Origin of the sequence: Billgrantia lactosivorans, assembly GCF_003254665.1 — a bacterium.
Taxonomy (GTDB): Bacteria; Pseudomonadota; Gammaproteobacteria; order Pseudomonadales; family Halomonadaceae; genus Halomonas; species Halomonas lactosivorans.
This window is the reverse complement of the sequence record NZ_QHGY01000001.1, coordinates 1,208,129-1,232,323: the sequence shown is the minus strand read 5'-3', so window position 1 is coordinate 1,232,323 and position 24,195 is coordinate 1,208,129. Positions and strand designations below refer to the sequence as shown.

Genomic DNA, 24,195 nt, shown 5'->3' with positions numbered 1-24,195 from the left:
GGAAGACCATGACCGACCGCAAGATCACGCCCGACCAGCTGCGTTCGCGCTGGTGGTTCGACAACCCCGATCATCCGGGCACCACGGCGCTGTGCATCGAACGCTACATGAACTACGGCATCACCCTGGAGGAGCTCGCCAGCGGCAAGCCGATCATCGGTATCTGCCAGTCGGGCTCCGACCTGACACCATGCAACCGCCATCACATCGAACTGGTGAAACGGGTCAAGGACGGCATTCGCGCCACCGGCGGGGTACCGTTCGAATTCCCGCTGCACCCGATCCACGAGAACGCGCGGCGGCCCACCGCCGCGCTTGATCGCAACCTGGCCTACCTGGGCCTGGTCGAGGTGCTGCACGGTTACCCGCTCGACGGCGTGGTGCTCACCACCGGCTGCGACAAGACCACCCCGGCGAGCCTGATGGCCGCGGCCACGGTCAACATTCCCGCCATCGTGCTCTCCGGCGGGCCGATGCTCAACGGCTGGCGTGGGCCGGACCGGGTCGGCTCCGGTACCATCATCTGGGAGCTGCGCAAGCGGCTCGCGGCCGGCGACATCGACTACGCCGAGTTCCTCGCCCGGGCGACCGATTCGGCCCCCTCGGTGGGGCATTGCAACACCATGGGCACCGCCTCGACCATGAACTCGATGGCCGAGGCGCTGGGCATGAGCCTGCCCGGCTCGGCGATGATCCCGGCGCCCTACAAGGAGCGCTCGATCGTGGCCTACGACACCGGCACGCGCATCGTCGACATGGTGTGGCAGGACCTGCGGCCCAGCGATATTCTGGTCCGCGAGGCGTTCGAGAACGCCATCGTGGTGTGCTCGGCGCTGGGCGGCTCCTCCAACGCGCCGATCCATGTCAACGCCATCGCCCGTCACGCCGGCGTCGAGATCAGCAACGACGACTGGCAGACGCTGGGGCATGCCATTCCGCTGCTGGCCAACGTGATGCCCGCCGGGGCCTATCTCTCCGAGGAGTTCCACCGTGCCGGCGGCGTGCCGGCAGTGGTCCACGAGCTGATCGGTGCCGGCAAGCTCCACGGCGAGGCGCTCACCGTCAATGGGAGAACGCTTGCCGACAATTGCAGCGGCTGCGAGACCCAGGACCCCGAGGTGATCCGCCGCTATGCCAACCCGCTGGTCGAGAAGGCCGGCTTCCTCAACCTCAAGGGCAACCTGTTCGATTCGGCGCTGATGAAGACCAGCGTGATCTCCGCCGACTTTCGCGCGCGCTTCCTCTCCAACCCCGACGACCCCGAGGCCTTCGAGGGCAAGGTGGTGGTGTTCGACGGCTCGGAGGATTACCACGCGCGCATCGACGACCCGGCGCTCGGCATCGACGAGACCACCATCCTGGTGATGCGCGGGGCCGGCCCGGTGGGCCACCCCGGCGGTGCCGAGGTGGTCAACATGCAGCCGCCCGAGGCGCTGATCAAGCGCGGCATCGAGTCGCTGCCGTGCCTGGGGGACGGGCGCCAGTCGGGTACCTCGGGCTCGCCGTCGATCCTCAACGCCGCCCCCGAGGCGGCCACCGGCGGCGGGTTGGCGCTGCTCGTGGATGGCGATCGGCTGCGCGTCGACCTGAGTCGCGGCGAAGTGAACCTGTTGGTGGACGACGCCGAGATACAGGCGCGACACGAGCGGCTGGAGAAGCAGGGCGGCTACCGCTACCCCGACCACCAGACGCCGTGGCAGGAGATCCAGCGCACCCTGGTCGAGCCGCTCGATCGCGGCATGACGCTGCAGGGAGCCACCCGGTACCGCGACGTGGCACGCCAGAGCCCGCCGCGCGACAATCATTGAGGCGATGGATGACGTGACAGGCAAGGGAGGTCATATGCCAGAGGGCAGTATCGAAGTGGCGGTAAAGCTAGACATGAGCCTGGGCGAGAGCCCGGTTTGGTCGGTGGAGCGCCAGACGCTCTACTGGGCCGATATCAATAACGGCCATGTCTACGCCTGGCAACCGCAGGTGGGCGGAACACCGACGCGCACCGAGCTGGGCGAGAAGGTGGGCTGCTTGGCGCTCGCCGATTCCGGGCTGGTGGCCGCCGCCGCGTCGGGCATCCTGCGCCTGCCCGAGAACGGCGAGCCCGAGCGGCTGGCCGACAACCCCGAGTGGCAACAGGCGGGGCAGGGCAACCGCTTCAACGACGGCCGCTGCGACGCCGCCGGCCGGCTGTGGGTGGGCACCATCGCCAGCGACGAGGCGAGCCCCACGGCGGCGCTCTACTGTCTCGACCGCGGCGAACTCACCCGGCGCTTGCCGAATGTCCGCATCTCCAACGGCCTGGCCTTCAGCCCCGACCGGCGCTGGCTCTACCACACCGACTCGCTGAGCCGGCGCATCCTGCGCTACCCCTTCGACGTCGACAGCGGCACCCTGGGGGAGGGCGAAACCTGGGTCGACCTGGAAAGGCTGGAGCTTCCCGGCGTGCCCGACGGCGCGGCGGTGGACCGCGAGGGTTGCTACTGGAGCGCGCTCTACGACGGCGGTCGCATCGTGCGCTTCTCGCCGGCGGGCGAACTGGTGGCGGAGCACCCGGTGCCGTGCCCGCACCCGACCATGGTGGCCTTCGGCGGGCCCGACCTGCGCACGCTCTACATCACCACCGCGACCCAGCACCTGGCCGCCGAAGGCAAGGCGCGCTGGCCGCTGGCCGGCAGCCTGCTGCAGATGAGAACCGGCGTGACGGGGCTTGCCGAGCCCGGCTTCGGTGGCTAGCCCCCCGCCAGCCGCCGCCCCAGGGCCTGCATGAAGCGGCTGCCCGCCGCGAGCTGCTCGAGCTCGATGTATTCGTCGGGCTGGTGGGCCTGGCGAATGCTGCCGGGGCCGCAGATCACGGTGGGCAGCCCCACGCGCTGGAACTGGCCGGCCTCGGTGGCGTAGGCCACCGCGCCGCTGGGCTGCTCGCCGAGCAGCTCGCGGCACAGGTCGAGCACCGCGGCGTTGTTGTCGTCGGCCAGCGCCGGCACCGTGACGTTCAGCGCCTCGGTGACGATGCTCGTCTCGGGCGCACGCTGCTGCATCTCGGCCTCGAGCTCGGTGGCGTAGTCGTTGACACGCCCGATCAGCTCCTCGAAGCGGTCGCTGGGCAGGTGGCGGATCTCCCACTCGAAGGTGCACTCCCGCGCCATGATGTTGATCGCGGTGCCGCCGGCGATCTTGCCCACGTGCAGGCTGGAGTGGGCGACGTTGAAGGCCTCGTCGACGCGCCCCTCGGCGCGCAGCTCGCTCATCACGTCCTCGATCTTCGTCACCAGCCGTGCCGCGACGTGGATCGCCGACACGCCCTGGTCGACCTGGCTGGAGTGGGAGGCGCGGCCGGTCACCGTGGTACGCAGGTTGGTGGCGCCCTTGTGCGCCACCACCGGCTGCATCAGGGTCGGCTCGCCGACGATCACCGCCGCCGGGCGCGGATGGTCGGCCATCAGTCGCTCGATCATGCGTGGTGCGCCGATGCAGCCCACCTCCTCGTCGTAGGAGAGCGCCAGGTAGATCGGCTTGTCCAAGCCGCGCGCCACCCATTCGGGCAGCTCGGCCAGGGCGCAGGCGATGAAGCCTTTCATGTCGCAGGTGCCGCGTCCGTAGAGCTTGCCGTCGCCCTTGTCGACCAGCGTGAACGGGTCGGTGGACCAGGGCTGGCCGTCGACCGGCACCACGTCGGTGTGGCCCGACAGCACCACACCGCCTACCACCTCCGGCCCGATGCGCGCCAGCAGGTTGGCCTTCTTGCCGTCGTCGCTTTCCACCCGCCAGTGCTTCACGCCGTGCTCGTCGAGGTAGCCTTCGACGAAGGCGATCAGGTCGAGGTTGGAATCGCGCGACACGGTGGCAAAGCCTACCAGGCGTTCGAGCATCTCGGCGGCAGTCATGAGTCTCTCCTTCGGGGCATTGCCTGAAGCCTAACACGCCTGCAGCTCGCAACGGATGATCGTCTCCGGCCTGGCATGACGAAAGGCTGGCTCAATCGAATGTGATGGTGTTATTGAAATTGGCTATTGCTGCGGTGTGGAAAATCAAGTCTCTCTCTTTCGATTGCGCTGATATACCTGTTCTCACGCTACAGCCACATTTTCACGACAACACGTCACAAAGGGAAAGCGTCATGGATCAGAAAGTCGACAGCAGCGCAGGCAAGTGCCCCGTCATGCACGGGTCACGCACAAGACATGGGGACAAGGGCAACGCCACACACGACTGGTGGCCCAACCAGCTCAACCTGAACATTCTTCACCAGCATGCCCCCAAGTCCAACCCGCTGGGGGCGGATTTCGATTACGCCGAGGCGTTCAAGTCGCTCGACCTTCCCGCTGTAAAGCAAGACCTCGAGGCGCTGATGACCGACTCCCAGGAGTGGTGGCCGGCCGACTACGGCCATTACGGTCCGCTGTTCATTCGCATGGCCTGGCACAGCGCCGGCAGCTACCGCGTTGGCGATGGCCGCGGCGGGGCGGGTACCGGCACCCAGCGCTTCGCGCCGCTCAACAGCTGGCCCGACAACGGCAACCTCGACAAGGCGCGCCGCCTGCTGTGGCCGATCAAGCAGAAGTACGGCAACAAGCTCTCCTGGGCCGACTTGTACATCCTGGCGGGCAACGTCGCGCTGGAGTCCATGGGCTTCAAGACCTTCGGTTTCGCCGGTGGCCGCGAGGACGTCTACCAGCCGGAAGAGGACATCTACTGGGGCGCCGAGGACGAGTGGCTGGCCGACAGCGGCCACGCCAAGAGCCGCTATTCCGGCGAACGCGAGCTGGAGAACCCGCTGGCCGCGGTGCAGATGGGCCTCATCTACGTCAACCCGGAAGGGCCGGACGGCAACCCGGATCCGCTGGCCTCGGCCAGGGACATCCGCGAAACCTTCGCTCGCATGGCGATGAACGACTACGAGACGGTGGCCCTGACCGCTGGCGGCCACACCTTCGGCAAGACACACGGCGCCGGCGATCCGGTCAACGTGGGGCCTGAGCCGGAGGCGGCGCCCATGGAGGAGATGGGCTTCGGCTGGCAGAGCCGTTACAAGAGCGGCAAGGGCCGCGACACCATCACCAGCGGCCTCGAGGGCGCCTGGACCCCGACGCCGACGACGTGGGACATGAGCTACTTCGACGTGCTGTTCGGCTACGAGTGGGAGCTCACCACCAGCCCGGCGGGCGCCAAGCAGTGGGTGCCCAAGAACCTGGCCGAGAAGGACATGGCGCCGGATGCCGAGGATGCCTCGAAGCGTGTGGGCATCATGATGTCCACCGCCGACATGGCCATGCGCGAGGACCCGGCGTATCGCAGGATCGCCGAGCACTTCCACAAGCATCCGGGCGAGTTTGCCGACGCCTTCGCCCGCGCCTGGTTCAAGCTGACCCACCGCGACATGGGCCCGAAGGCACGCTACCTCGGCCCGGAAGTGCCGGCCGAAGAGCTGATCTGGCAGGACCCGGTGCCCGCCGTGGACCATGAGCTGATCGATGCCCGGGACATCGCCAGCCTCAAGAGCAAGATCCTCGGCTCGGGCCTGAGCGTTGCCGAGCTTGTCTACACCGCCTGGTCGTCGGCATCCACCTTCCGTGGCTCCGACATGCGCGGCGGGGCCAACGGCGCACGCATTCGCCTGGCGCCGCAGAAGGATTGGGAAGCCAACCAGCCCGAGCAGCTGGCCAAGGTACTCAGGACGCTGGAGAGCATCCAGGGCGACTTCAATGCGCTCCAGTCCGGCGGCAAGCGGGTGTCGCTGGCCGACCTGATCGTGCTCGGCGGTGCCGCTGCCATCGAGAAGGCGGCCAGCGACGCCGGCCACGCCATCGAAGTACCGTTCACGCCGGGCCGCACCGACGCCAGCGCCGAGCAGACCGACGTCGAGTCGTTCGAGTGGCTGCGCCCCGAGGCCGACGGCTTCCGCAACTACCGCCGCGCCCGCTTCACCGTCTCCGACGAGGAGATGCTGATCGACAAGGCCCAGCTGCTGGGGCTCAGCGCACCGGAGATGAGCGTGCTGGTGGGCGGCCTGCGCGTGCTCGAGGCCAACTACGGCGACTCGCGGCACGGTGTGTTTACCGACCGCCCCGGGACGCTGACCAACGACTTCTTCGTCAACCTGGTCGACATGGGCACCCGGTGGCAGCCGGCCTCGGCGGAGGCCGACGTGTTCGAGGGCCGCGACCGCAGGAGTGGCGAAGTGAAGTGGACCGGCACCCGCGTCGACCTGGTGTTCGGCTCCAACTCGCAGCTGCGCGCCATCGCCGAGGTCTACGCCCAGGACGACGCCCAGGAGAAGTTCGTCAACGACTTCGTCGCCGCCTGGAACAAGGTGATGAACGCGGACCGCTTCGACCTGGCGTGAGGCCGACCTGAAACTGAAGGAGGAGTGGCAGAAGCGCCCCGCCAGCGGGGCGCTTCTGCTGTTCAGGGCAGGCCGGCGCGGCGAGTCGTGGCTCGAAACCATGCCAGCGCCCCGCAAGAACGGTAAGGTATAGGCAAGAGGGAAAGGCCAAGGAAGCGTGACATGACATCCTCCACCCCCCATCGCCGCGACGACCGCGGAGCCGAGGGCGGCTCTCCCGAGGCGGACAGGCAGCGCGCCTTCAAGCTCAGCGACCGCGTCTACGGCGACATCATCGATCGCATCATCCGGCGGGAGTTCGACGAGGGCGAGCGCCTGCCCTCCGAAGACGCCCTGGCGAAGCGTTATGGCGTCTCGCGTCCGATCGTGCGCGAGGCCCTGGCCAAGCTGCGCGAGGATGGCCTGGTGCGCTCGCACCGCGGCGCGGGCAGCTTCGTGTGCCTGCGCCCCGACCGCGCCATGCTAGAGTTCGCGCCGCTGGAGACCCTGGCGGACATCCAGCGCTGCTTCGAGTTTCGTATCGCGGTCGAGGCCGAGTCGGCGCGCTTGGCGGCGGTCAATGCCGGTAACGAGGACCGCCGGGCGATCACCGCCGCGCTGAGGCTGCTCGAGCAGCGCATCCGCGACAACGCGCTCGGCGTGGATGCCGACTTCGGCTTCCACCTGGCCATCGCCGAGGCCACCCACAACCGCTTCTTCTCCCAGACGCTGCTGTCGCTCAAGGAGCCGATCACCTATGGCCAGAACCTGGCGCGCGGTCTGGGCCTGCGTCGCCCCGCCCACCACCTGCCCGAGGTGCAGGAGGAGCATCGCCGCATCCACGACAGCGTGATCGCCGGAGATGGCGAGGCGGCCAGCCGCTGCATGCGCGAGCACCTCGGCAATTCCCGCCGGCGGGTCTTCGAAGGCTGACGGCAATTTGACAAGTTTTACAACTTGGCTAGCTTCAAGTGTGACCCTGCAGCGCTTGCACGGGCCGGTTCGGCAGCCAGGGGCAAGGACAACCGACAACGGCGCTGGCTGGCCGGACGTTGACGAGATCACAACAACGTCAGGAGCATTGCCATGTTCGTTTCACGCCACACGCTGGCCGTCGCCGTTTCGGCGCTGACGGCACTCACCTTCGCCGCCTCGGCGCAGGCCGAATATCCCGAAGAGGACATCACCTACGTCATTCCCTTCGATCCGGGCGGGGAATCCGATGTCACGGCCAGGTTCCAGGAGCCGATCCTGGAGGAGGAACTGGGCGTCAACGTCAACGTGACCCACCGGCCGGGCGGCGGCGGGGCCGTGGCCTGGAGCGAGTTCCAGAACAGCGCCGAAGCGGACGGCTACGAGATCATCGGCGTCAACCTGCCGCACATCATCGGCCAGCCGATCGAGCGCAGCGACGCCGGCTACGAGACCGACGACTGGAAGATCGTGACCTTCTTCCACTCCACGCCCAACGCCCTGATCGTGTCCAAGGACAGCCCCTACGAGACCCTCGAGGACCTAGTCGAGGATGCCAAGGAGAATCCCGAGGCGATCACCCTGGGCGGCAGCGGGACCTACAGTGCCAACCACCTGGACATGCTGCGCTTCGAGAAGGAAGCCGACATCGACCTGACCTACATTCCGTTCTCCGGCACCGGCCCGCTCAAGGGGGCGCTGGAGGGCAATCACGTCAGCGGCCTGTTCAACTACACCATGCTGGGCACCGAGATGGATAACGTGCGGGTGCTGGCGGTGGCCTCCGAGGAGCGGGTCAAGGCGCTGCCCGATGCGCCGACCTTCAAGGAGCAGGGCTACGACATCGTCGGCGGCGCCTACCGCGGCGTGGCGGTGCCCGCCGATACGTCCGACGAGGTGGTCGAGCGGCTGCGCGAGGCGTTCGCCACGGCCAACGAGCAGATCGCCGAGAAGCAGGAACCGCTCGGCTTCGTGATGGAGGACATCCACGGCGAGGAACTCGACGAGCTCATCGCCACGCTGCGCGAAGCCTACGAGCCGATCCTCGAGGAGGCCAAGGAGGACGACTGACGCCCCTCCCGCGATGGTTCCGGCCGGCACCGCAGCCGCGGGGCCGGCCGCCACCGGGTTGCGCCGTCAACGATTCGTGCGGGGAGGGATAACATGGACATGCTGCTCCAGGCGCTGGCCACGCTGCTGACCTTCGAGAGCCTGATCACGGTGCTGCTCGGCGTCACGGCCGGGCTGTTCATCGGCGCGCTGCCGGGGCTCACGGCATCGATGGCGCTGGCCGTCCTGCTGCCCTTCACCTTCTCGATGGAGGCGTTGCAGGGCCTGATAGCGCTGGGTGCGGTCTACATGGGGTCGATCTACGGCGGGGCCTTCACCGCCATCCTGATCAACACTCCTGGCACGCCCTCGTCGATCGCCACCACCTTCGACGGCTACCCCATGGCGCGCCAGGGGCGTGCCTACGAGGCCCTGGCCGCGGCCACCATGGCCTCGGTGGTGGGCGGCCTGGTCGGGGTCGCGTTCCTGCTGGTGCTGGCGCCGCCGCTGGCGCGCTGGGCGGTCGCCTTCGGGCCCGCCGAGATGTTCTGGGTCGCCATGCTGGGTCTCACGCTGGTGGCGAGCCTGTCGAGCGGTTCATTGCTCAAGGGCCTGCTGGGGGGCTGCATCGGCATGCTGCTGAGCACCATCGGCGTCTCGCCGGTGGGCGGCGAGACGCGCTTCACCTTCGGCTTTCCGCCGTTGCAGGGGGGCATCGAACTCGTGGTGGCCCTGATCGGGCTGTTCGTGATACCCGAGCTGCTGAACATGGCGGCGGAAGGGCGTGGCGCCCTGCCCGGCGTGGGCGAGCTGCGCAGGCGCGACACCTCGATCCGGCAGGTGGCGCGCCAGGTGTTCGGCAAGCCCGTCAACCTGATCCGCTCGTGCCTGATCGGCCAGATCATCGCCATCATTCCCGGCGCCGGGGGCAACGTCACCAGCCTGGTCGCCTACAACGAGGCGCGACGCTTCTCCAAGGATCCCAAGAGCTTCGGCAAGGGCAACGTCGAGGGCGTGGTCGCCTCGGAATCGAGCAACAACGTGATGGTGGCGGGCAGCATGGTGCCGCTGCTCACCCTGGGCATCCCGGGGGCGCCGCCGGATGCCATCATTCTCGGGGTGCTGCTGCTGCACGGCCTGCGTCCGGGGCTCGACCTGTTCACCCAGTCCGGTGTGCTCACCAACGGCTTCATCCTGTCGATGGGGCTTGCCGCGCTGATGCTGCTGCCGGTGGGGCTGCTCGGCGGGCGGCTCATCCACCGCGTGGTGATCCGCACCCCGTACTATTTCCTGCTGCCCGGCATCGCCATGGTCACCATTCTCGGCACCTTCGCGCTGCGCAACAGCTACCTCGACGTGGGCATCATGCTGATGCTGGGGACCGCCGGCTATTTCCTGCGCCTGATCGGCATCCAGGCGGCGCCGATCGTGCTCGGGCTGATTCTCGGCGGTATCGCCGAGCAGGGCTACGTGCAGACGCTCATGGCTGCGGTGGCCGATCCCGTGCCCTGGCTGCGCCTGCTCAACAACACGCTGTCCAAGGTGCTGGCCCTGCTCGTGCTGGTGGGGGCGGCGACGGCGCTGGTGCCGATCTGGCTCGAGCGCAGCGGCCGGCTGGACAAGGTCTCGCAGGAGGACACGCCATGATGGTGCGCCTCAACACCGACATCGCCGCCGGCCTGTTCGGCCTGGCCTTCGCCGCGGTGCTGTGGCTGCCGCGAGGCGACATGGGCCGCCTGACCATCATGTTCCCCCGCGCCATCCTGGTGATCCTGGCACTGCTCTCCGTGGCGCTGGTGGTGAAGGGCTTCGTGCGGCCCGGCGAGCGCCGCGTCGAGATCCCCGGCAGTCCCACGCGGCTGCTGGTGGTCATGATCGGTTTCTTCGCCTGGTGGGCGGCGATCGCGCAGCTCGGCTTCCTGGTCGCCACGCTGGTTGCCTTCTACGCGCTGACGTGGTACCTCGCGCGGGTCGACGGCCCGGTGGAGGGCACTCGCCTGCTCAAGTGGACGCCTTCGCTCCTCGCCCTCGTACTCGTCTTCTATTTCACGTTCAAGGAGGTGCTGAACGTGCGTCTGCCCACCGGGCTGTTGTTCTAGCCGCCAGGAGCCAGCATGAGAATCACCGACATACGCGAGGCCAGGGTTTCGATTGCCTCCGACATTGCCAATGCCTACATCTCCTTCGCCAGGATGGATGTTTCCGTCCTGGCGCTGTATACCGACGCCAGGATCGACGGCCGCCAGGTGGTCGGCTACGGCTTCAACTCCAACGGCCGCTACGCCCAGAGCGGGCTGCTGCGCGAGCGCTTCCTGCCGCGGCTGCGCGAGGCCGCCCCGGCCTCGCTGCTCGATGACAGCGGTGACAATCTCGACCCCTTTCGCCTGTGGGACGTGCTGATGGCCAACGAGAAGCCGGGCGGCCACGGCGAGCGCTCCGTGGCGGTGGGCATCATCGACATGGCGGTGTGGGACATCGTGGCCAAGGTCGAGAACCGCCCGCTGGCCGAGCTGCTGGCCGAACGCTACGGCGACGGTGTCGCGGATCCGCGGGTCGCGGTCTACGCCGCGGGGGGCTACTACTACCCGGACAAGCAGACGAGCGCGCTGCAGGAGGAGATGCGCGACTATCTGGGCATGGGCTACACCTGCACCAAGATGAAGATCGGCGGCGTGCCGCTGGCCGAGGACCTGGCCCGGGTCGAGGCGGCCATCGAGGTGGTGGGGGAGGCCGGGCGCCTGGCGGTCGACGCCAACGGCCGCTTCGACCTGCGAACCGCGCTGGCCTTCGGCGAAGGGCTGGCCCCCTATGGCGTGCGCTGGTACGAGGAGGCGGGCGATCCACTCGACTACGCGCTGCAGCAGCAGCTCGGGGAACACTACTCGGCCCCCATGGCCACCGGCGAGAACCTGTTCTCGCATCATGACGTGCGCAATCTGCTGCGCTATGGCGGCATGCGGCCCGACCGCGACATCCTGCAGATGGACCCGGTGCTCGGCTATGGCCTGGTCGAGTACCTGCGCATGCTCGATGAGCTTCGTCGGCATGGCTGGTCGCCGAGGCGATGCATTCCCCACGGCGGCCACCAGTTCGCCCTGCAGATCGCCGCCGGGCTCAAGCTGGGCGGCAACGAATCCTACCCGCGCGTATTCGCCCCCTTCGGCGGCTTCGCCGATTCCACCCCGGTCGAGAACGGGCAGGTGGCGCTGCCCGCCATGCCGGGAATCGGCTTCGAGGACAAGCGCGAGCTGATGGCCGTGTTCGACAGGCACCTGTCGCTCTGAGGCGGGGAAAGAGGCGCTGTATACCGGCCGCTTCGACCTGGCGTAAGCCTGGGAAGAGCTGTGATGTGACAGAGACGCCCCAGCAACGGGCGTCTCTTTTGAGGCCATGCAGCCGTGACGGCATTTCTTCATGGCGCTGACAGCCTCCTCAGGCGGCAGAGGCCGAAACCCATCGAGGTGCGAGCCTGGGAAACCGTCCCACAAAGCCCACTGACCGCCAGGTTGGCTGAACGGTGCGAAGCGTGGAGCCGATGCCGGTTGTCGTCGAGTTAGGGGAGGAGGATAACCCGCTCAGTAGCGGCTTTCAGGTCTCAATGCCTCCTCGACGGGCCTCACCTCGATGGTGCCAAGTCGCGCTGACGGCCAGCCGGCAGCAATCTCCAAGGCTTCCTCTTCTGATGCGACCTCGATCAGGAAGAAGCCGCCTAGCTGTTCCTTGGTCTCGGCAAAGGGCCCATCGGTCATGGTGAGTTTGTCATCACGAACGCTCAGGGTGTGAGCCTTGGTGGCGCTCTGCAGGGCGTTGGTCTGGACCAGCTTGCCTCGTCTCTGCAGGTCGGCCACATAATCCAGGGTTTCCTGTAGTAGCTCATGCCACTGGGCCTCCGTCATTTCGCTGAATATTCGCTCTTCCTCATAGGCGAGGCAAAGGTACTTCATGGGAGACCCTCACGTTTGGAATGCTGTCTTGTAGACGATGACGCAAGGGATAGGCCGGGCGCAATGGGCCGTGAAGGGCGACGAGACGTCAAAGGCTGACCAGCCTCGCGCGGCTGGTGCCGTTGCCCAGCGGTTCCACCTGGATCTGCACCGGAATGCGCTCGTGCATCTCCTGCACGTGGGAGATCACGCCGACGCGTCGGCCCAGCGCCTGCAGGCCGTCGAGCGCTTCCATGGCCAGCGCCAGCGACTGCGGGTCGAGGCTGCCGAAGCCTTCGTCGATGAACAGCGATTCGATGGCGAGCTCGCCCGAGGCCATGGAGGCGAGCCCCAGGGCCAGCGCCAGCGAGACGAGGAAGGTCTCGCCGCCGGAGAGCGAGTGTACCGAGCGGCGCTCGTCGCCCATGTCGCGGTCCACCACCAGCAGGCCGAGTCCGCTGCCGCCCCGGGCCAGCCGATAGCGTCGGCTGAGCCCGCCCAGGTGGACGTTGGCGTGCTCCAGCAGCTGATCCAGGTTGTAGGCCTGGGCGATGCGGCGGAAGGCCTTGCCGTCGGCGGAGCCGATCAGCTCGCTGATGCGTCCCCAGCGCACCTGTTCGCGGCGGGCCGCTTCCAGTTCGGCCTGGCCCGCCTGCTGGCGCGCGCGGCGACGGTCGTCGTCGCGCAGGGCGTGGATCGCCTCGTCGCGCCGTTGCTGGGCTGCCGCCAACCTGGGCTCGAGGGCCTGCCGCTCGGCGACGAGCGCTTCCCCACGACCGACGATCTCCGTTTCGACGTCTTCACTCAGTAACGCATCGTCGCTGTCGTCATTGGCCAGCGCCTGTCCGCGGCGATGCTCGAGCAGGGCATGGCGACGCTCGGCCAGGCTTGCCTCGGTGCGCTGGCGCGCTTCGTCGGCCTCATTCAGTTCGCGCTCCTGGCGTTCGGCTTCAGCCTCGGGCTGCGCCAGCAGCCGGGCCAGGGTGGCGTCGTCCAGCGGCGGGTGGGCCCGGCGCCACTCGGCCAGCTCCCGCTCCAGCGTGGCGCCCTCCTGAATGAGCAGCTCGATGCGCTCGGCCTCGTGGTTGGCCTGCTGGATGAGCCGCGCCTGTTCCCGTTCGGCCAGGTGGCAGCGTTCGATGGCCTGGTCGCGTTGCTGGCGGGCGGCGTCCTGACGGGCGTCGAGCGCCTGCTGCCAGGCGTCGGCCGAGGCGTGCTCGCCGAGCAGGGTCTTGAGCGTGTCGACCATGGCGTCACGCTGCCGGCGCAGCGGCGGCAGCCGTTCCGCCTGTCGGTTCAGCTCCTCGTCGAGCGCGACCCGCCTGGCCTCGAGCTGGGCGAGCCCGAGTTCGCCCTGGCGCAGCGCTTCCGCGAGCGGGGCCAGCTCGGTCTCGGCGCGGGCGAGGGCCTGCAGGGTCTGCTCCTGCTGCCTTCGTTCGGTGTCGCTGCGCTCGCGCTGGTGGGCGAGCCAGGCGTCGCGTTCGGCGGCAGCGATGGCGGCCAGCTCGCCGCCAAGCGGGTGCTCGGCGAATGCCAGGCGGGCCTGGGCCAGGCGCGCTTCAACCTCCAGCAGTTCCTGGCGACAGCGGGTCATCGTCGCCGTGACGGCACGGTACTCGCCCTCGAGCGCGTCGCGCTCCCGCTGGGCCTGTTCCCACCCCTGACGGGCCTCGCTCAGCTGCTGCTGCTCCTGAGCCTGCTGGGCGGCGAGCTGTGCCGCCTCGGGCGTGGCGGGCGGCCGGTGGCGGTAGGGGTGCTCCAGCCCGCCGCAGACCGGGCAGGGGGCACTCGCGCGCAGCCCTTCGCGCAGGCGCACCACGCTCTCGCTGCGGGCGGCTCGGCTGCGCTCGATGAAGTCGTGCAGGGTGCGGTAGTGACCTTCGCGCTCGTCGAGCCGGTCACGGGCGGCCTTGCCCAGGGCGGCCAGCTCGGTTCGGCGCTTGTCGTCGGCGGCCAGGCGCTCGCTCAGCTGGCGCTGGGCCAGCTCGGCACGCAGGGATTCGTGCCAGCGGCTTTCCAGCTCGGTCAGGGAGAGGTGGCGGCGAGCGGCCTGGTCGTGGGCCAACTGGGCGGCCTGGCGCGCGGCGTCGAGCCGCTCGTGGTGGCCCATCAGCTGGCGCAGGGTAGCCTGCCACTGCTCATGCTGGCGCCGATTCTCGCGCTGCCTGGTGTCGGCTTCGTGGCGCTGCTCGGCCAGCCGTCGCGCCTGCTGGGCCAGGTCGCGCTGCTGCGTCTCGCATTCGGCCAGCTGTCGTTCGAGGGTGGCCAGTGCCTGGGCCTGCTCGCGCGCCTGGCGTAGCAGGGGCTCGGCCTGCTGGCGGGCCTCGCTGGCCTCGGTCAGCCCGCGCACGGCCCGGTCGCGTTCGCGCTGGGCAGCCTGCTGGGTGGTCCGAGCCTGGTCCAGGGCCTGCAGGGTCCGGCGATGCGCCCCTTCCAGCGTGGCGATCTCGCCCGGCAAGGCGGCCTGGCGCAGCAGGCGGTGGCGCTGGGGGGCGAGCAGGCGGCGGCACTCGCGGTCGGCGCGGGACTCGGCCAGCGCGTGCCAGTGCGCCTCGGCAGCGCGGCGCTGGCCAAGCCCCTCGGTGTAGGCCTGGTGCAGCCGCTCATCGGCGATGTGCCACTGCCGGGAAGCCTCCAGGCGCTTGGCCTGCTGTTGCAGAGCGGCCAGTGCGCCCTCGGCCACTTCGGCTTGACGCTCCAGCTCGGTGCGGGCCTCTGGCTCGGCGGGCAGGTCGTCGGCGAGCCGGGTTTCGAGCGCATCGACGCGCTTCCGGGCCTCGCTGGCGCGGCGGTAGGCGGCGATCGAGATCCGCGAGTACTCGGCGGTGCCGGTCAGGCGTTCCAGCAGGTCGCTGCGCTCGTTGTCGTCGGCCTTGAGGAAGGCGGCGAACTCGCTCTGGGCCAGCAGCACGGCGCGGGTGAACTGGTCGAAGGTGAGCCCCAGGCGCTCCGGCAGCAGGCGGTCGAACTCGCGCTTCTGGGCGGTGAGCAGGCGCTCGTCGTCGAGGTCGATGAGTGACTGCTCGACGGCCTGCAGGCGGCCGCCGGCTTTCTCGCGGGCGCGGCGCACGGCCCAGCGGGCGCGGTAGCGGCGGCCGTCGCGGCCGAGGAAGTCGACCTCGGCATGGCCGCTGGCGGTACCCCGGCGCAGCAGGGTACGCGGGTCGGCGGTGCTCACCGTTTCGCCCTCCACGTCGGGCAGCGGGGCGTCGCGACCGGGGGCCTGGCGCAGCCGCGGGGTGCTGCCGTAGAGCGCCAGGCACAGGGCGTCGAGCAGGGTACTCTTGCCGGCGCCGGTGGGGCCGGTGATGGCGAACAGGCCGGCATCGCCGAGCGGCGGCGCGGTGAAGTCGAGCTCCAGCGGGCCGGGCAGGGAGGCCAGGTTGGCCAGGCGCAGGGCGAGGATCTTCATGGACGTCCCTCCCCGGCGGCGTCCTCGTCGTCGCCGTCGAGCAGGTCCTGCAGCAGCCGGTCGAAGTCGGCCAGCACGTCGGCGGCCGGCGGCTCGCCCCAGCGGCCTTCCCAGGTGCGCTCGAACAGCCGACGCGGCCCCAGCTGTTCCAGGTCGACCCGCTCCACCGAGCCTTCACCCTCGCGCTGGGGCAGGCGCCGCTCCAGGCGCAGCAGGCGCACGGCCTTGCCCCCCAGCGCCGCTTCCACCCGGGCGCGCAGGTCGGGCACCGGGGCAGTGAGTTCGACGCGCACCTCCAGCCAGGGCCACTGCTCCCTAGGCTGGCTCGGGTCGTCGGGCAGCGCCATGAGCTCGGCCAAGACCTTCTCGAGCTCCCCGGGGCCGATGCGATGCATGGCCACCGGTCGCGGCACGGCTATCGCCTCCGTCGCGGCGAGGGTCTCGCCCTCCAGTACCGCTTCGACGACCTGGTGGGGGTAGTTCACTTCGCTGAAGTCGAGCGGCAGGGGGCTGCCGCTGTAGCGAATGCGTGCCTCGCCCACTTGCTGGGCGCGGTGCAGGTGACCCAGCGCCACGTAGGCGATGTCGGAGGGAAAGAGCCCGGCGGAGATCGCCTCCTCGCCGCCGATCACGATGGGCCGCTCGCTGGCCTCGGAAACGGCGGCGCCGTGCAGGTGGGCGTGGCTCATGGCGACCAGCGCCTGGCCGGGTTGGCGGCGCGCGCGGGCGGCGGCGATCAGCTGCTCGTGGACGCGGGAAATGCCGGCCACGTAGTCGTTGCGGTTGTCGGCTCCTTCGCCGTCGGGCCGGGCACGGTCGATACCGGTGACCTCGGCGGGGCGCAGGAAGGGCAGCGCCAGGCACCAGGCGCGGGTCTCGCCGCTGGCGTCGGCAAGCGGCAGCAGCAGGCGCTCGACGTCGAGCGTGCCGTCGTCCAGCCAGCGCACCCGGCCCAGGGCGTGGGCGCGCAGGCGGCGCATCAGCGGCGCCGGCAGCTCGATGCGGTTGCCGCTGTCGTGGTTGCCGGCGATCAGCACGATGTCGAGCGCCGGCAGGCGCTCGTGGGCGCTGACGATGAAGTCGTAGAGCAGGGCCTGCGCCTGCAGCGACGGGTTGACCACGTCGAAGACATCGCCGGCCACCAGCAGGGCGTCGGCCTCGCGGGCGACGAGGGTATCGAGCAGCCAGGCGAGGAAGGCACGATGTTCGGCGTGGCGCTCCTGGCCGTGGAAGGTCTGGCCCAGGTGCCAGTCGGCGGTGTGGAGGAGTTTCATCGAGTCCCCTGCGGCGGTGGCTTGCGGCTAAGCTGGGCGATAGTCTACGCCAGACTCAGGGACGAAACAGGAGGCCAGGGATGTCCGACGCCAACTTGCACGACTGGAACCTGACGCCGGAGCAGGCCATTGCGCTGCAGAAGCGCTTGGCCGGTCGTATCGAGCGCGAGGACCGCCTGGCGCCGGTGCGTCATGTCGCCGGGGTCGACATCGGCTTCGAACAGGGGGGCGAGATCACCCGGGCGGCCGTGGTGGTGCTGGCCTGGCCCGGCGACCCGCTCGCCGGGCTGGAGATCGTGGAGCAGATCGTGCATCGCGAACCGACGCGGATGCCCTATATCCCGGGACTGCTCTCCTTCCGCGAGATTCCGGCGGCGCTGGCGGCCTTCGGCAAGCTTGCGACGCGCCCCGAGCTGGTGATGGTCGACGGCCAGGGCATCGCCCACCCGCGGCGCCTCGGCGTGGCTTCGCACCTGGGGCTATGGCTCGACCTGCCGACCGTCGGGGTGGCCAAGTCGCGGCTGTGCGGGGTGCACGACGCGGTGCCCGAGACGCGCGGCGAATGGACCCCGCTGCGCCACCGCGGCGAGACGATCGGTGCGGTGCTGCGCACGCGAGCGGGCGTCAAGCCGCTGTTCGTCTCGCTGGGGCACCGCATCAGCCTCGCGACCTCGCTCGACTGGGTGGTGCGGTGCCTGGGCCGCACCAAGCTGCCGGAGCCGACCCGGCTGGCCGACCGGCTGGCCTCGCGCCGCGGGCCGATGCCGCGACCGGCGGATTGACGCCGGTCCGCGGCTGGCTCGGGTATACTGGCGTCTCACCCTCTTCCGAGCCTGCCAATGCCTGACTCCCTGACGCCCGCCTGCGCCGCCACCCGTGCCTGGGTCGAGCGCTTCGTCGTCGCCCGCGACGTCTGCCCCTTTGCCGGCCGCGAACTGGCGCGCGACGCCATCCGCTTCGTCGAGGTGGCGGCAACGTCATGGGAGCCCGCCCTCGAGGCGCTCATCGACGAATGTCGCCGGCTCGACGCCACGCCCGCCATCGAGACCACGCTGCTGGTATGGCGCCCGGGCCTGGAGGACTTCGACGACTATCTCGATTTCCTCGCCGTGGCCGAGGCGCTGTTGGTCGAGCAGGGCTACGAGGGAACCTACCAGCTGGCCAGCTTCCATCCCGACTACTGCTTCGACGGCAGCGAAGCGGACGACCCGGGCAACTTCACCAACCGCTCGCCCTGGCCGATGCTGCATCTGCTGCGCGAGGCGGGTCTGGAGCGGGCCCTGGCGCACTATCCCGACCCCGAGGCGATTCCCGAGCGCAATATCGAGGCGATGCGTCGGCTCGGCGCCGAGCCGCTGGCCGCCGAGCTGGCGGCGCTGCGCGCGCAGGCGGCGGACAGCGACTAGACGATATCCAGCGGCACCTTGCGGCCGGGAGACGGAAAGGCCTCGTCGAGCCGGGCCAGGGCGTCGTCGTCGAGTTCCACCGCCAGCGCCGCGGCGTTCTGTTCGACGTGCTCCGGACGGACCGCCTTGGGAATGGCGATGACCTCGCGCCGGCCCTCGACGGGGCGAATCGCCCAGGCCAGCAGCAGCTGCCCCGGGGAGATGCCGAGCCCGTCGGCCACGTCGCGCACCACCGGATGCGCGAACAGGTCCTGGCGCAGCCGGCCGGCCTGGGCCAGCGGCGAGTAGGCCATCAGCGGCATGTCGAGGCGGCGCATCAGCGGGCGCAGGGCATGCTCGATGCCGCGCGAGCCCAGGTGGTAGAGCACCTGGTTCACCGCGCAGGCGTCGCCGCCCGGCAGCGCCGCCAGCGACTCGAGCTCCTCCACGTCGAAGTTGGAGACGCCGAAGCGGCGGATCTTGCCCTGCTCGCGCAGCCGCTGGAAGGCCTCCAGCGTCTCCTCGAGCGGAATGCTGCCGGGCCAGTGCAGCAGGTAGAGGTCGAGATGGTCGGTGCCGAGCCGCTTCAGGCTGCGCTCGCAGGCGGCGACGGCACTGTCGCGCCCGGCGTTCCAGGGGTAGACCTTGGAGACCAGGAAGGCCTGGTCGCGGCGGCCTGCCAGCGCCTCGCCGACCACCTCCTCGGCGCCGCCGTCGGCGTACATCTCGGCGGTGTCGATCAGTCGCAAGCCCAGCTCCAGGCCCTGCTGCAGGGCACGCACCTCGTCGCGGCGGGGGGCGTTTCCCTCGCCCATGTACCAGGTGCCCTGGCCGATGGCCGGCAGGTCGGTGGCGGGTAAGCTGTCGGTCGGGCCCAGGGTGACATGGGGGGCGAGTCGAGACATGATGTCGGCCTCTTTTTGGAAAATTTTTCCATATTGTTGCGAGAAGGGGATGGCGAAGACAAGCCCATGCGCTATGGTGAGGGAGGGCAGCGCGCGTCGGCGTTGTCCTGCAATCCTATGGCCAGTTCTCTTATCGCAAGGAGTCGACCCACATGAGCATCAAGAAAACCGGTAGCGCTGTCTGGGAGGGTAGCCTGAAAGAGGGCAAGGGTCAGGTCTCGACCCAGAGCGGCGCCCTCAAGGACCAGCCCTACAGCTTCGGCAAGCGCTTCGAGGGCGAGCCTGGCTCCAACCCGGAGGAACTGATCGGGGCGGCCCACGCCAGCTGCTACTCCATGGCGCTGTCGATGATCATGGGCGAGGCCGGGCTGACCCCCGAGCGCATCGCCACCGAGGCCAGCGTGACCCTCGAACAGGATGCCGACGGCTTCAGCATCACCAGGGTGCATCTCACCACCCGGGTACGCAGCCCCGGCGCCGATCCTGCCGCCTTCCAGGGAGCGGCCGACAAGGCCAAGGAAGGGTGCCCGGTCTCCAAGCTGTTCAACGCCGAGATCACCCTGGACGCCGCGCTCGAGAACTGAGCGAGCGCGGCGGCTCGCCGGCGGTCGCCCTCCGGGTGGCCGCGCCGGCGCCGTTCTCGCAGCGCCCGCCTGAGCCATTCGTGCGCGCCTAGGTGACGGCCATTCTGCGGCGCGCCGCCTCGACCAGGGCGCGGACCAGCCGCTGCTGGGGGCGATTGAAGACCAGCCACTCCGGGTGCCACTGCACGCCGATCAGGAAGTCGTGGTCGCGCGACTCGATACCCTGCACCAGGCCGTCGCGGTCGCGGGCGACGATGTCGATGCCGTGCCCCGCCTCCTGCACGGCCTGGTGATGCAGGCTGTTGATGCGGCACCAGCTCACCTTGAGGATGCGGTGCAACTGGGTGTCCGCCACGATGTCCACCGTCTTGCGCGGCAGCACCGTGCGTCGCCGCTTGAGCCCCTCGTGGGTGGTGTAGATGTCGGCATCCAGCGTGCCACCGAGATGCACGTTGAGCATCTGTGCGCCGCGGCAGATCCCCAGCACCGGCTTGCCCTGCGGAATGAACCGCTCCATCAGCTCGAGTTCCAGCTCGTCGCGCTGGGGGTCGAGGCGCACGTCGAGCTGCACCTCGCCGCCGTAGAGGTGGGCCTGGATGTCGTCGCCGCCGCCGATGATCAGCCCGTCGAGCGCCTCGGGCAGAGGCCGGGAAGGGGAGAGGCGCAGCGGCCGTCCGCCGTGCCGCCACACGGCGAACCAGTCGAACCACCAGGCGATACGGCTCTTGTAGTCCGACGTGGTGATACCGATGAGGGGGCGCGTCATGAGGGGGAGCGGACCTCCCTGATCCAGGTCCTCAGCCTGCCGGCCATGCGGGTCAGGAGCGATTGCGTGTGCAGGGTGACGTAGCGGCTGGCGCGGCCGTTGAGCTCCTTGCGGTCGGCGGCGAGGCGTTCCACCGCCACCCAGCGATTCCACTCCACCACGGCGCCCCAGCCGCGCTGGGAGAGCTGGGCGTTGGGCAAGCGGTAGTGGAAGGTCGGGCGAGGCTTGACCAGGTGGTTGCGGAACAGCTCGTCGGGGTAGTCCGGGCGCAGGTGGGCGAACAGCGGGTAGAGGTCCAGCTCACGATTGCGCGTCGGGTTGAAGCTGATGTAGTCGGCGATCAGCGTGTCGAGGTCGGGGGCATAGTCCGCGTCGAGCACCTTGAGGGCATAGTGCTTGGGAAACGGATTGGCGTGCGGCAGCACCTCTCGCGTGATGTCGATGTCGATCTCCTTGCGCAGCCAGCCCGCCAGCAGCAGGAAGGCGCGGAAGTGCCGGAGGATGGAGTCGGGTTCGAGGTTGGCCACCTCGGGGTTGAGGTGCAGGCCGAAGCCGTACAGCAGGCTGGCATCGGTGCCCTTGGCGCCGTGATCGTGAAGGGCCGCGAACAGCGCGTCGAGCTCGGCGAGCTCGTTCCAGGGCACCGGCGGACAGACGATCTCGGTCGGTACCAGGCCCGTGACCACATCGCCGATCAGCTCACGGGTCTTGTTGTGGAAGTCCAGGCGCATCTGGTGGCGCTGGCGCTCCCACTCGGTGTCGTGCCGCGGCAACGCCTCCAGCAGCCTGGCATCGGGGTGGGCGTACTGGGTATCGAGTTCGATGACGAAGTCTCCCCAGCGGGTGGCCTCGACTCGCAGCCGATGGGGGCTGACCAGCTTCAGTTCGCCGCCGAACAGGTTGCGGACCAGTTCGCCGGTCTGTTGGGGAGGAAGGCCGGCAAACTCGATCTCGGCGCCTACCCGCCGGGTCCTGCCATGGACATTCAGAGGCTCGGGTGGTGATTGCGGCAGCATGAAGGCATCCTGTGCGACTCGAGAGTCTGAACGCCAGCCTAGCACAGTGCGGTGGCAAGCCGTCAGGGAGCGTCCCTGTTCTACTGTTGTCCCTAGGCCATGCAGAATGGACAAGGGAGTGCAATGCCATGCCAGGAGGACTGAGCCGCGTCGGAGACGGTGCCTGGATCGGGGCCGCGATCCGCTTCGCGCTGCTGTCGTTGATGCTGCTGCTGGCCGGCGCCGGGAGCTCGCTGCAGGCGCAGTCGCTGTCGCTTGGCGGGCTGGGTCAGGACGAGACGGCCGAGGCAGAAGCGCACGACGCCGAGTCGTTCCAGGAGTCGCTGGACGACGTGATCGCCACCCTGGAGGACGACGAGCGTCGTGATGCCCTGCTCGACGAGCTGCGCGGGATTCGCCAGGCCCAGGGGGAGAGCGGCGCCGATGACGCCATCCAGCGCCAGGGGCTGCTCGGCGCCCTGGCCGAGACGTTCAGCGAGCTGGGCGACCAGGCCGAGGCCGGCGAGTCGCCGATCGACGACTGGCAGCGTCAGCTCGAGCAGGGCTGGTCGGAGCTCAGCGCCCTGGTGGTGGAGTCCGGGACCGGCGAGATGGCGCGCCTGGCCGTCAACAGCGCCGTGCTGCTCGGCATCTGGGCCGGGGCGCTGGTGATCCTGATCGCCCTGGGCAGGCTGCTGTTCGTGCGCCAGGGGCTGCCACTCGACCTGCCACGGGAGCCGCGCGGCTGGTTGCTGGCGCTGCACTTCCTGCGCCGCATGCTGCCGTGGGCGCTCGCTTTCGTCCTGAGCATGGGGCTGGCTCAGGTACTGCCGCCCAGTCCGGGGCGCACGCTGGCGCTGATCATCGCCTACCTGGCGCTGTGTGGCCGCACCCTGTCGGTGGTGGTCGAGTGCGTGGTCTCGGTGTTCACCCGCGGGCATCGTTTTCCCGCCGTCCTGATCCTGCAGCAGCGCGGGCTGCGCCTGCTGTTCGTGATCGGTGCGCTGATTGCGCTGGGCGATGCGCTCAACGCCGCGCGGCTCTCCCTGATCGTGGGGGAGGAACTGGCGGCGCTGGGCTCGGTGCTCGCCAACATGCTGGCGGCCCTGCTCAGCATTCGCTTCATTCTCAGGTTCAAGCGCCCGATCAAGCATCTGATCCGCAACCGCGCCTGGCGCGTGCGCCGCGAGGGCGGCACCGGCATCGAGCTGGCGCGCATCGTCGGCGAGCTCTGGCACGTGCCGGCGCTGCTGATCGTGGTGGTCTCGCTGCTGGCGATCTTCGTCACCGTGGGCGATGTGGGGGGCGCGCTGGCGCGCTCGATCATCTCCGCGGCGCTGCTGGTGCTGACGCTGGTGATCACCGGCCTGATCCAGCGCCACAGCGAGCGCCGCAGCCGGCGCCGCCGCATCAGCGAGTACCGCCGGCGCCTCGAGCGCTTCGGCTATGCGCTCTCGCACATGGTGGCCTGGATCGTCTTTGCCGAACTCACGCTGCAGGTGTGGGGCGGCTCGCTGTTCGGCCTGGGCCGCGAGGGGGTGGCCGGCGTGCGTATCGGCCAGGCCCTGCTGGCACTGGGCTTCACGGTGCTGCTGGCCTGGCTGGCCTGGATCTTCGCCGACACCGCCATCCAGCGCGCGCTGGTCTCGTCCGCCCGCTCGCGGGGGAGGCGGGTCAACCAGGCGCGGGCCCAGACCATCACGCCGATGATCCGCAACGTGATGTTCGCCACCATCGTGCTGATCGCCGCCATCGTCGGGCTGGCCAACCTGGGGGTCAACGTCACGCCGCTGCTGGCCGGTGCCGGCGTCATCGGCCTGGCCGTGGGCTTCGGGGCCCAGACCCTGGTGCAGGACCTGATCACCGGCATCTTCATCATCGTCGAGGACTCGCTGGCGGTGGACGACTTCGTCCAGATCAACGGCCACATGGGCACCGTCGAGGGGCTGACCCTGCGCACGGTGCGCCTGCGCGACCTCGACGGCATCCTGCACATCATCACCTTCAGCGCCATCCAGTCGATCCACAACATGTCGCGGCACTTCGGCATCGCGCTGATGCGCATCCGCATACCGCACACCATGAAGATCGACGATGCCATCTCCCTGATGCACGAGACCGCGCAGGAGCTGCGCCAGGACCCGATGATGCGCCACTACATCTGGTCGCCGCTGGAGATGCAGGGCATCGACCGCTTCGACGAGGGCGCCGCCGTGCTGCGCATGCGCTTTCGCACCGCGCCGGTCATGCAGTGGGACGTGGCGCGTGCCTTCAACCTGCTGCTCAAGCAGCGCATGGAGGCCGAGGGGCTCGACCTCGGCATGCCGCGCCTGAGCGTGAGCATGGAGGGCAACCCCGGCGATGCCCTGCCGAGCGAGGAGCCGCGGGCCGGTGACACGGCGCCCCCGCGCGATGCCAAGGGGCGGGCCCCGGGCGAGGCCGGCATCGCCGACCCCGAAGGCGCGAGCAACCCCCATCGCGCCTCGCCGGACGCCTCCTGACGCGCTCGCGGACGAGGGCGCTCCAGCCTCGCGCCGGCCCGGGATGGAAAGCGGGCCGGCATTCCCCGTACTATGAAAAACATTCGGCCTGTCAATGGCCTCCGGTACA

The 24,195-nt window shown here is 69.3% G+C and carries 19 protein-coding genes; 12 read left to right on the top strand and 7 right to left on the bottom strand.

Going from position 1 to position 24,195, the window contains the following annotated elements; all coding sequences use genetic code 11:
• The first annotated feature begins 8 nt into the window (after window positions 1–8).
• Together DIS04_RS05470 and DIS04_RS05465 are read left to right on the top strand one after the other, a co-directional pair.
• A complete protein-coding gene (locus tag DIS04_RS05470) occupies window positions 9–1,808 on the top strand; it encodes an IlvD/Edd family dehydratase (protein ID WP_111412706.1) in 1,800 nt (599 codons plus the stop codon).
• A gap of 34 nt (window positions 1,809–1,842) precedes the next feature.
• The gene (locus tag DIS04_RS05465; RefSeq protein WP_111412705.1) at window positions 1,843–2,730 is read left to right on the top strand and encodes an SMP-30/gluconolactonase/LRE family protein; all 888 of its coding nucleotides are present in this window, start codon (window positions 1,843–1,845) and stop codon (window positions 2,728–2,730) included.
• Here the strand turns inward: DIS04_RS05465 and argE are convergent.
• On the bottom strand, window positions 2,727–3,881 hold the full coding sequence (gene argE / locus DIS04_RS05460; RefSeq protein ID WP_111412704.1) for an acetylornithine deacetylase: 1,155 nt from the start codon (window positions 3,879–3,881) through the stop codon (window positions 2,727–2,729). The two genes, DIS04_RS05465 and argE, sit on opposite strands and share 4 nt — an antisense overlap.
• A gap of 233 nt (window positions 3,882–4,114) precedes the next feature.
• On the opposite strand from argE, the gene katG reads away from it, so the two are divergent.
• The 6 genes from katG (at window position 4,115) to DIS04_RS05430 (ending at window position 11,625) form a co-directional block, all read left to right on the top strand.
• Window positions 4,115–6,340 carry a catalase/peroxidase HPI gene (katG, locus tag DIS04_RS05455; RefSeq protein WP_111412703.1) on the top strand — a complete coding sequence of 742 codons (2,226 nt, stop codon included), beginning with the start codon at window positions 4,115–4,117 and terminating at the stop codon, window positions 6,338–6,340.
• Between the two features lie 162 nt (window positions 6,341–6,502).
• Window positions 6,503–7,252: a FadR/GntR family transcriptional regulator gene (locus tag DIS04_RS05450; RefSeq protein ID WP_111412702.1), complete on the top strand. Its 750-nt coding sequence runs from the start codon at window positions 6,503–6,505 to the stop codon at window positions 7,250–7,252.
• A 153-nt stretch (window positions 7,253–7,405) separates the two neighbouring features.
• Entirely contained in the window at window positions 7,406–8,362 is a 957-nt protein-coding gene (locus DIS04_RS05445) for a Bug family tripartite tricarboxylate transporter substrate binding protein (protein ID WP_111412701.1), read from the top strand.
• A 93-nt stretch (window positions 8,363–8,455) separates the two neighbouring features.
• Window positions 8,456–9,988, top strand: a complete 1,533-nt coding sequence (locus DIS04_RS05440; protein ID WP_111412700.1) for a tripartite tricarboxylate transporter permease — start codon at window positions 8,456–8,458, stop codon at window positions 9,986–9,988.
• Entirely contained in the window at window positions 9,985–10,440 is a 456-nt protein-coding gene (locus tag DIS04_RS05435) for a tripartite tricarboxylate transporter TctB family protein (protein WP_111412699.1), read from the top strand. The genes DIS04_RS05440 and DIS04_RS05435 overlap by 4 nt, the downstream gene beginning before the upstream one ends.
• Window positions 10,441–10,455: 15 nt before the next feature.
• Complete coding sequence (locus DIS04_RS05430) at window positions 10,456–11,625, top strand: mandelate racemase/muconate lactonizing enzyme family protein (protein WP_111412698.1); 1,170 nt, start codon at window positions 10,456–10,458, stop codon at window positions 11,623–11,625.
• A gap of 291 nt (window positions 11,626–11,916) precedes the next feature.
• Here DIS04_RS05430 and DIS04_RS05425 read toward each other — a convergent pair whose 3' ends face one another.
• The 3 genes from DIS04_RS05425 to DIS04_RS05415 all read right to left on the bottom strand — a co-directional run bounded on the left by DIS04_RS05425 (window position 11,917) and on the right by DIS04_RS05415 (window position 16,950).
• Window positions 11,917–12,285 (bottom strand): YciI family protein, encoded by a 369-nt coding sequence (locus tag DIS04_RS05425; RefSeq protein WP_111412697.1) that lies wholly within the window; start codon window positions 12,283–12,285, stop codon window positions 11,917–11,919.
• Between the two features lie 88 nt (window positions 12,286–12,373).
• The gene (locus DIS04_RS05420; RefSeq protein WP_111412696.1) at window positions 12,374–15,676 is read right to left on the bottom strand and encodes an AAA family ATPase; all 3,303 of its coding nucleotides are present in this window, start codon (window positions 15,674–15,676) and stop codon (window positions 12,374–12,376) included.
• The gene (locus DIS04_RS05415) at window positions 15,673–16,950 is read right to left on the bottom strand and encodes an exonuclease SbcCD subunit D (protein WP_111412695.1); all 1,278 of its coding nucleotides are present in this window, start codon (window positions 16,948–16,950) and stop codon (window positions 15,673–15,675) included. Before DIS04_RS05415 ends, DIS04_RS05420 begins: the two co-directional genes overlap by 4 nt.
• 80 nt (window positions 16,951–17,030) lie before the next feature.
• Here DIS04_RS05415 and nfi point away from each other — a divergent pair, with 80 nt between their 5' ends.
• Window positions 17,031–17,732: a deoxyribonuclease V gene (nfi, locus tag DIS04_RS05410; protein ID WP_111412694.1), complete on the top strand. Its 702-nt coding sequence runs from the start codon at window positions 17,031–17,033 to the stop codon at window positions 17,730–17,732.
• 57 nt (window positions 17,733–17,789) lie between these two features.
• On the top strand, window positions 17,790–18,356 hold the full coding sequence (locus DIS04_RS05405) for a DUF1415 domain-containing protein (protein ID WP_111412693.1): 567 nt from the start codon (window positions 17,790–17,792) through the stop codon (window positions 18,354–18,356).
• Here DIS04_RS05405 and DIS04_RS05400 read toward each other — a convergent pair.
• Complete coding sequence (locus DIS04_RS05400; protein WP_111412692.1) at window positions 18,353–19,240, bottom strand: aldo/keto reductase; 888 nt, start codon at window positions 19,238–19,240, stop codon at window positions 18,353–18,355. The genes DIS04_RS05405 and DIS04_RS05400 overlap by 4 nt on opposite strands.
• Before the next feature lie 152 nt (window positions 19,241–19,392).
• Here DIS04_RS05400 and DIS04_RS05395 point away from each other — a divergent pair, with 152 nt between their 5' ends.
• Window positions 19,393–19,824, top strand: a complete 432-nt coding sequence (locus DIS04_RS05395; RefSeq protein WP_111412691.1) for an OsmC family protein — start codon at window positions 19,393–19,395, stop codon at window positions 19,822–19,824.
• A gap of 88 nt (window positions 19,825–19,912) precedes the next feature.
• Here the strand turns inward: DIS04_RS05395 and DIS04_RS05390 are convergent, their stop codons facing one another.
• Window positions 19,913–20,590, bottom strand: a complete 678-nt coding sequence (locus DIS04_RS05390) for a gamma-glutamyl-gamma-aminobutyrate hydrolase family protein (RefSeq protein ID WP_111412690.1) — start codon at window positions 20,588–20,590, stop codon at window positions 19,913–19,915.
• Entirely contained in the window at window positions 20,587–21,606 is a 1,020-nt protein-coding gene (locus DIS04_RS05385; protein WP_111412689.1) for an amidoligase family protein, read from the bottom strand. The genes DIS04_RS05390 and DIS04_RS05385 overlap by 4 nt, the downstream gene beginning before the upstream one ends.
• A gap of 128 nt (window positions 21,607–21,734) precedes the next feature.
• Between DIS04_RS05385 and DIS04_RS05380 the strand changes: the two genes are divergently transcribed.
• Entirely contained in the window at window positions 21,735–24,086 is a 2,352-nt protein-coding gene (locus tag DIS04_RS05380) for a mechanosensitive ion channel family protein (RefSeq protein WP_111412688.1), read from the top strand.
• The last annotated feature ends 109 nt before the right edge of the window (window positions 24,087–24,195 follow it).

Bases quoted from the DNA above. Each gene is read 5' to 3' on its own strand.
- DIS04_RS05470 (WP_111412706.1), top strand. From the start codon at position 9: ATGACCGACCGCAAGATCACGCCCGACCAGCTGCGTTCGCGCTGGTGG.
- DIS04_RS05465 (WP_111412705.1), top strand. From the start codon at position 1,843: ATGCCAGAGGGCAGTATCGAAGTGGCGGTAAAGCTAGACATGAGCCTG.
- argE (WP_111412704.1), bottom strand. From the start codon at position 3,881: ATGACTGCCGCCGAGATGCTCGAACGCCTGGTAGGCTTTGCCACCGTG.
- katG (WP_111412703.1), top strand. From the start codon at position 4,115: ATGGATCAGAAAGTCGACAGCAGCGCAGGCAAGTGCCCCGTCATGCAC.
- DIS04_RS05450 (WP_111412702.1), top strand. From the start codon at position 6,503: ATGACATCCTCCACCCCCCATCGCCGCGACGACCGCGGAGCCGAGGGC.
- DIS04_RS05445 (WP_111412701.1), top strand. From the start codon at position 7,406: ATGTTCGTTTCACGCCACACGCTGGCCGTCGCCGTTTCGGCGCTGACG.
- DIS04_RS05440 (WP_111412700.1), top strand. From the start codon at position 8,456: ATGGACATGCTGCTCCAGGCGCTGGCCACGCTGCTGACCTTCGAGAGC.
- DIS04_RS05435 (WP_111412699.1), top strand. From the start codon at position 9,985: ATGATGGTGCGCCTCAACACCGACATCGCCGCCGGCCTGTTCGGCCTG.
- DIS04_RS05430 (WP_111412698.1), top strand. From the start codon at position 10,456: ATGAGAATCACCGACATACGCGAGGCCAGGGTTTCGATTGCCTCCGAC.
- DIS04_RS05425 (WP_111412697.1), bottom strand. From the start codon at position 12,285: ATGAAGTACCTTTGCCTCGCCTATGAGGAAGAGCGAATATTCAGCGAA.
- DIS04_RS05420 (WP_111412696.1), bottom strand. From the start codon at position 15,676: ATGAAGATCCTCGCCCTGCGCCTGGCCAACCTGGCCTCCCTGCCCGGC.
- DIS04_RS05415 (WP_111412695.1), bottom strand. From the start codon at position 16,950: ATGAAACTCCTCCACACCGCCGACTGGCACCTGGGCCAGACCTTCCAC.
- nfi (WP_111412694.1), top strand. From the start codon at position 17,031: ATGTCCGACGCCAACTTGCACGACTGGAACCTGACGCCGGAGCAGGCC.
- DIS04_RS05405 (WP_111412693.1), top strand. From the start codon at position 17,790: ATGCCTGACTCCCTGACGCCCGCCTGCGCCGCCACCCGTGCCTGGGTC.
- DIS04_RS05400 (WP_111412692.1), bottom strand. From the start codon at position 19,240: ATGTCTCGACTCGCCCCCCATGTCACCCTGGGCCCGACCGACAGCTTA.
- DIS04_RS05395 (WP_111412691.1), top strand. From the start codon at position 19,393: ATGAGCATCAAGAAAACCGGTAGCGCTGTCTGGGAGGGTAGCCTGAAA.
- DIS04_RS05390 (WP_111412690.1), bottom strand. From the start codon at position 20,590: ATGACGCGCCCCCTCATCGGTATCACCACGTCGGACTACAAGAGCCGT.
- DIS04_RS05385 (WP_111412689.1), bottom strand. From the start codon at position 21,606: ATGCTGCCGCAATCACCACCCGAGCCTCTGAATGTCCATGGCAGGACC.
- DIS04_RS05380 (WP_111412688.1), top strand. From the start codon at position 21,735: ATGCCAGGAGGACTGAGCCGCGTCGGAGACGGTGCCTGGATCGGGGCC.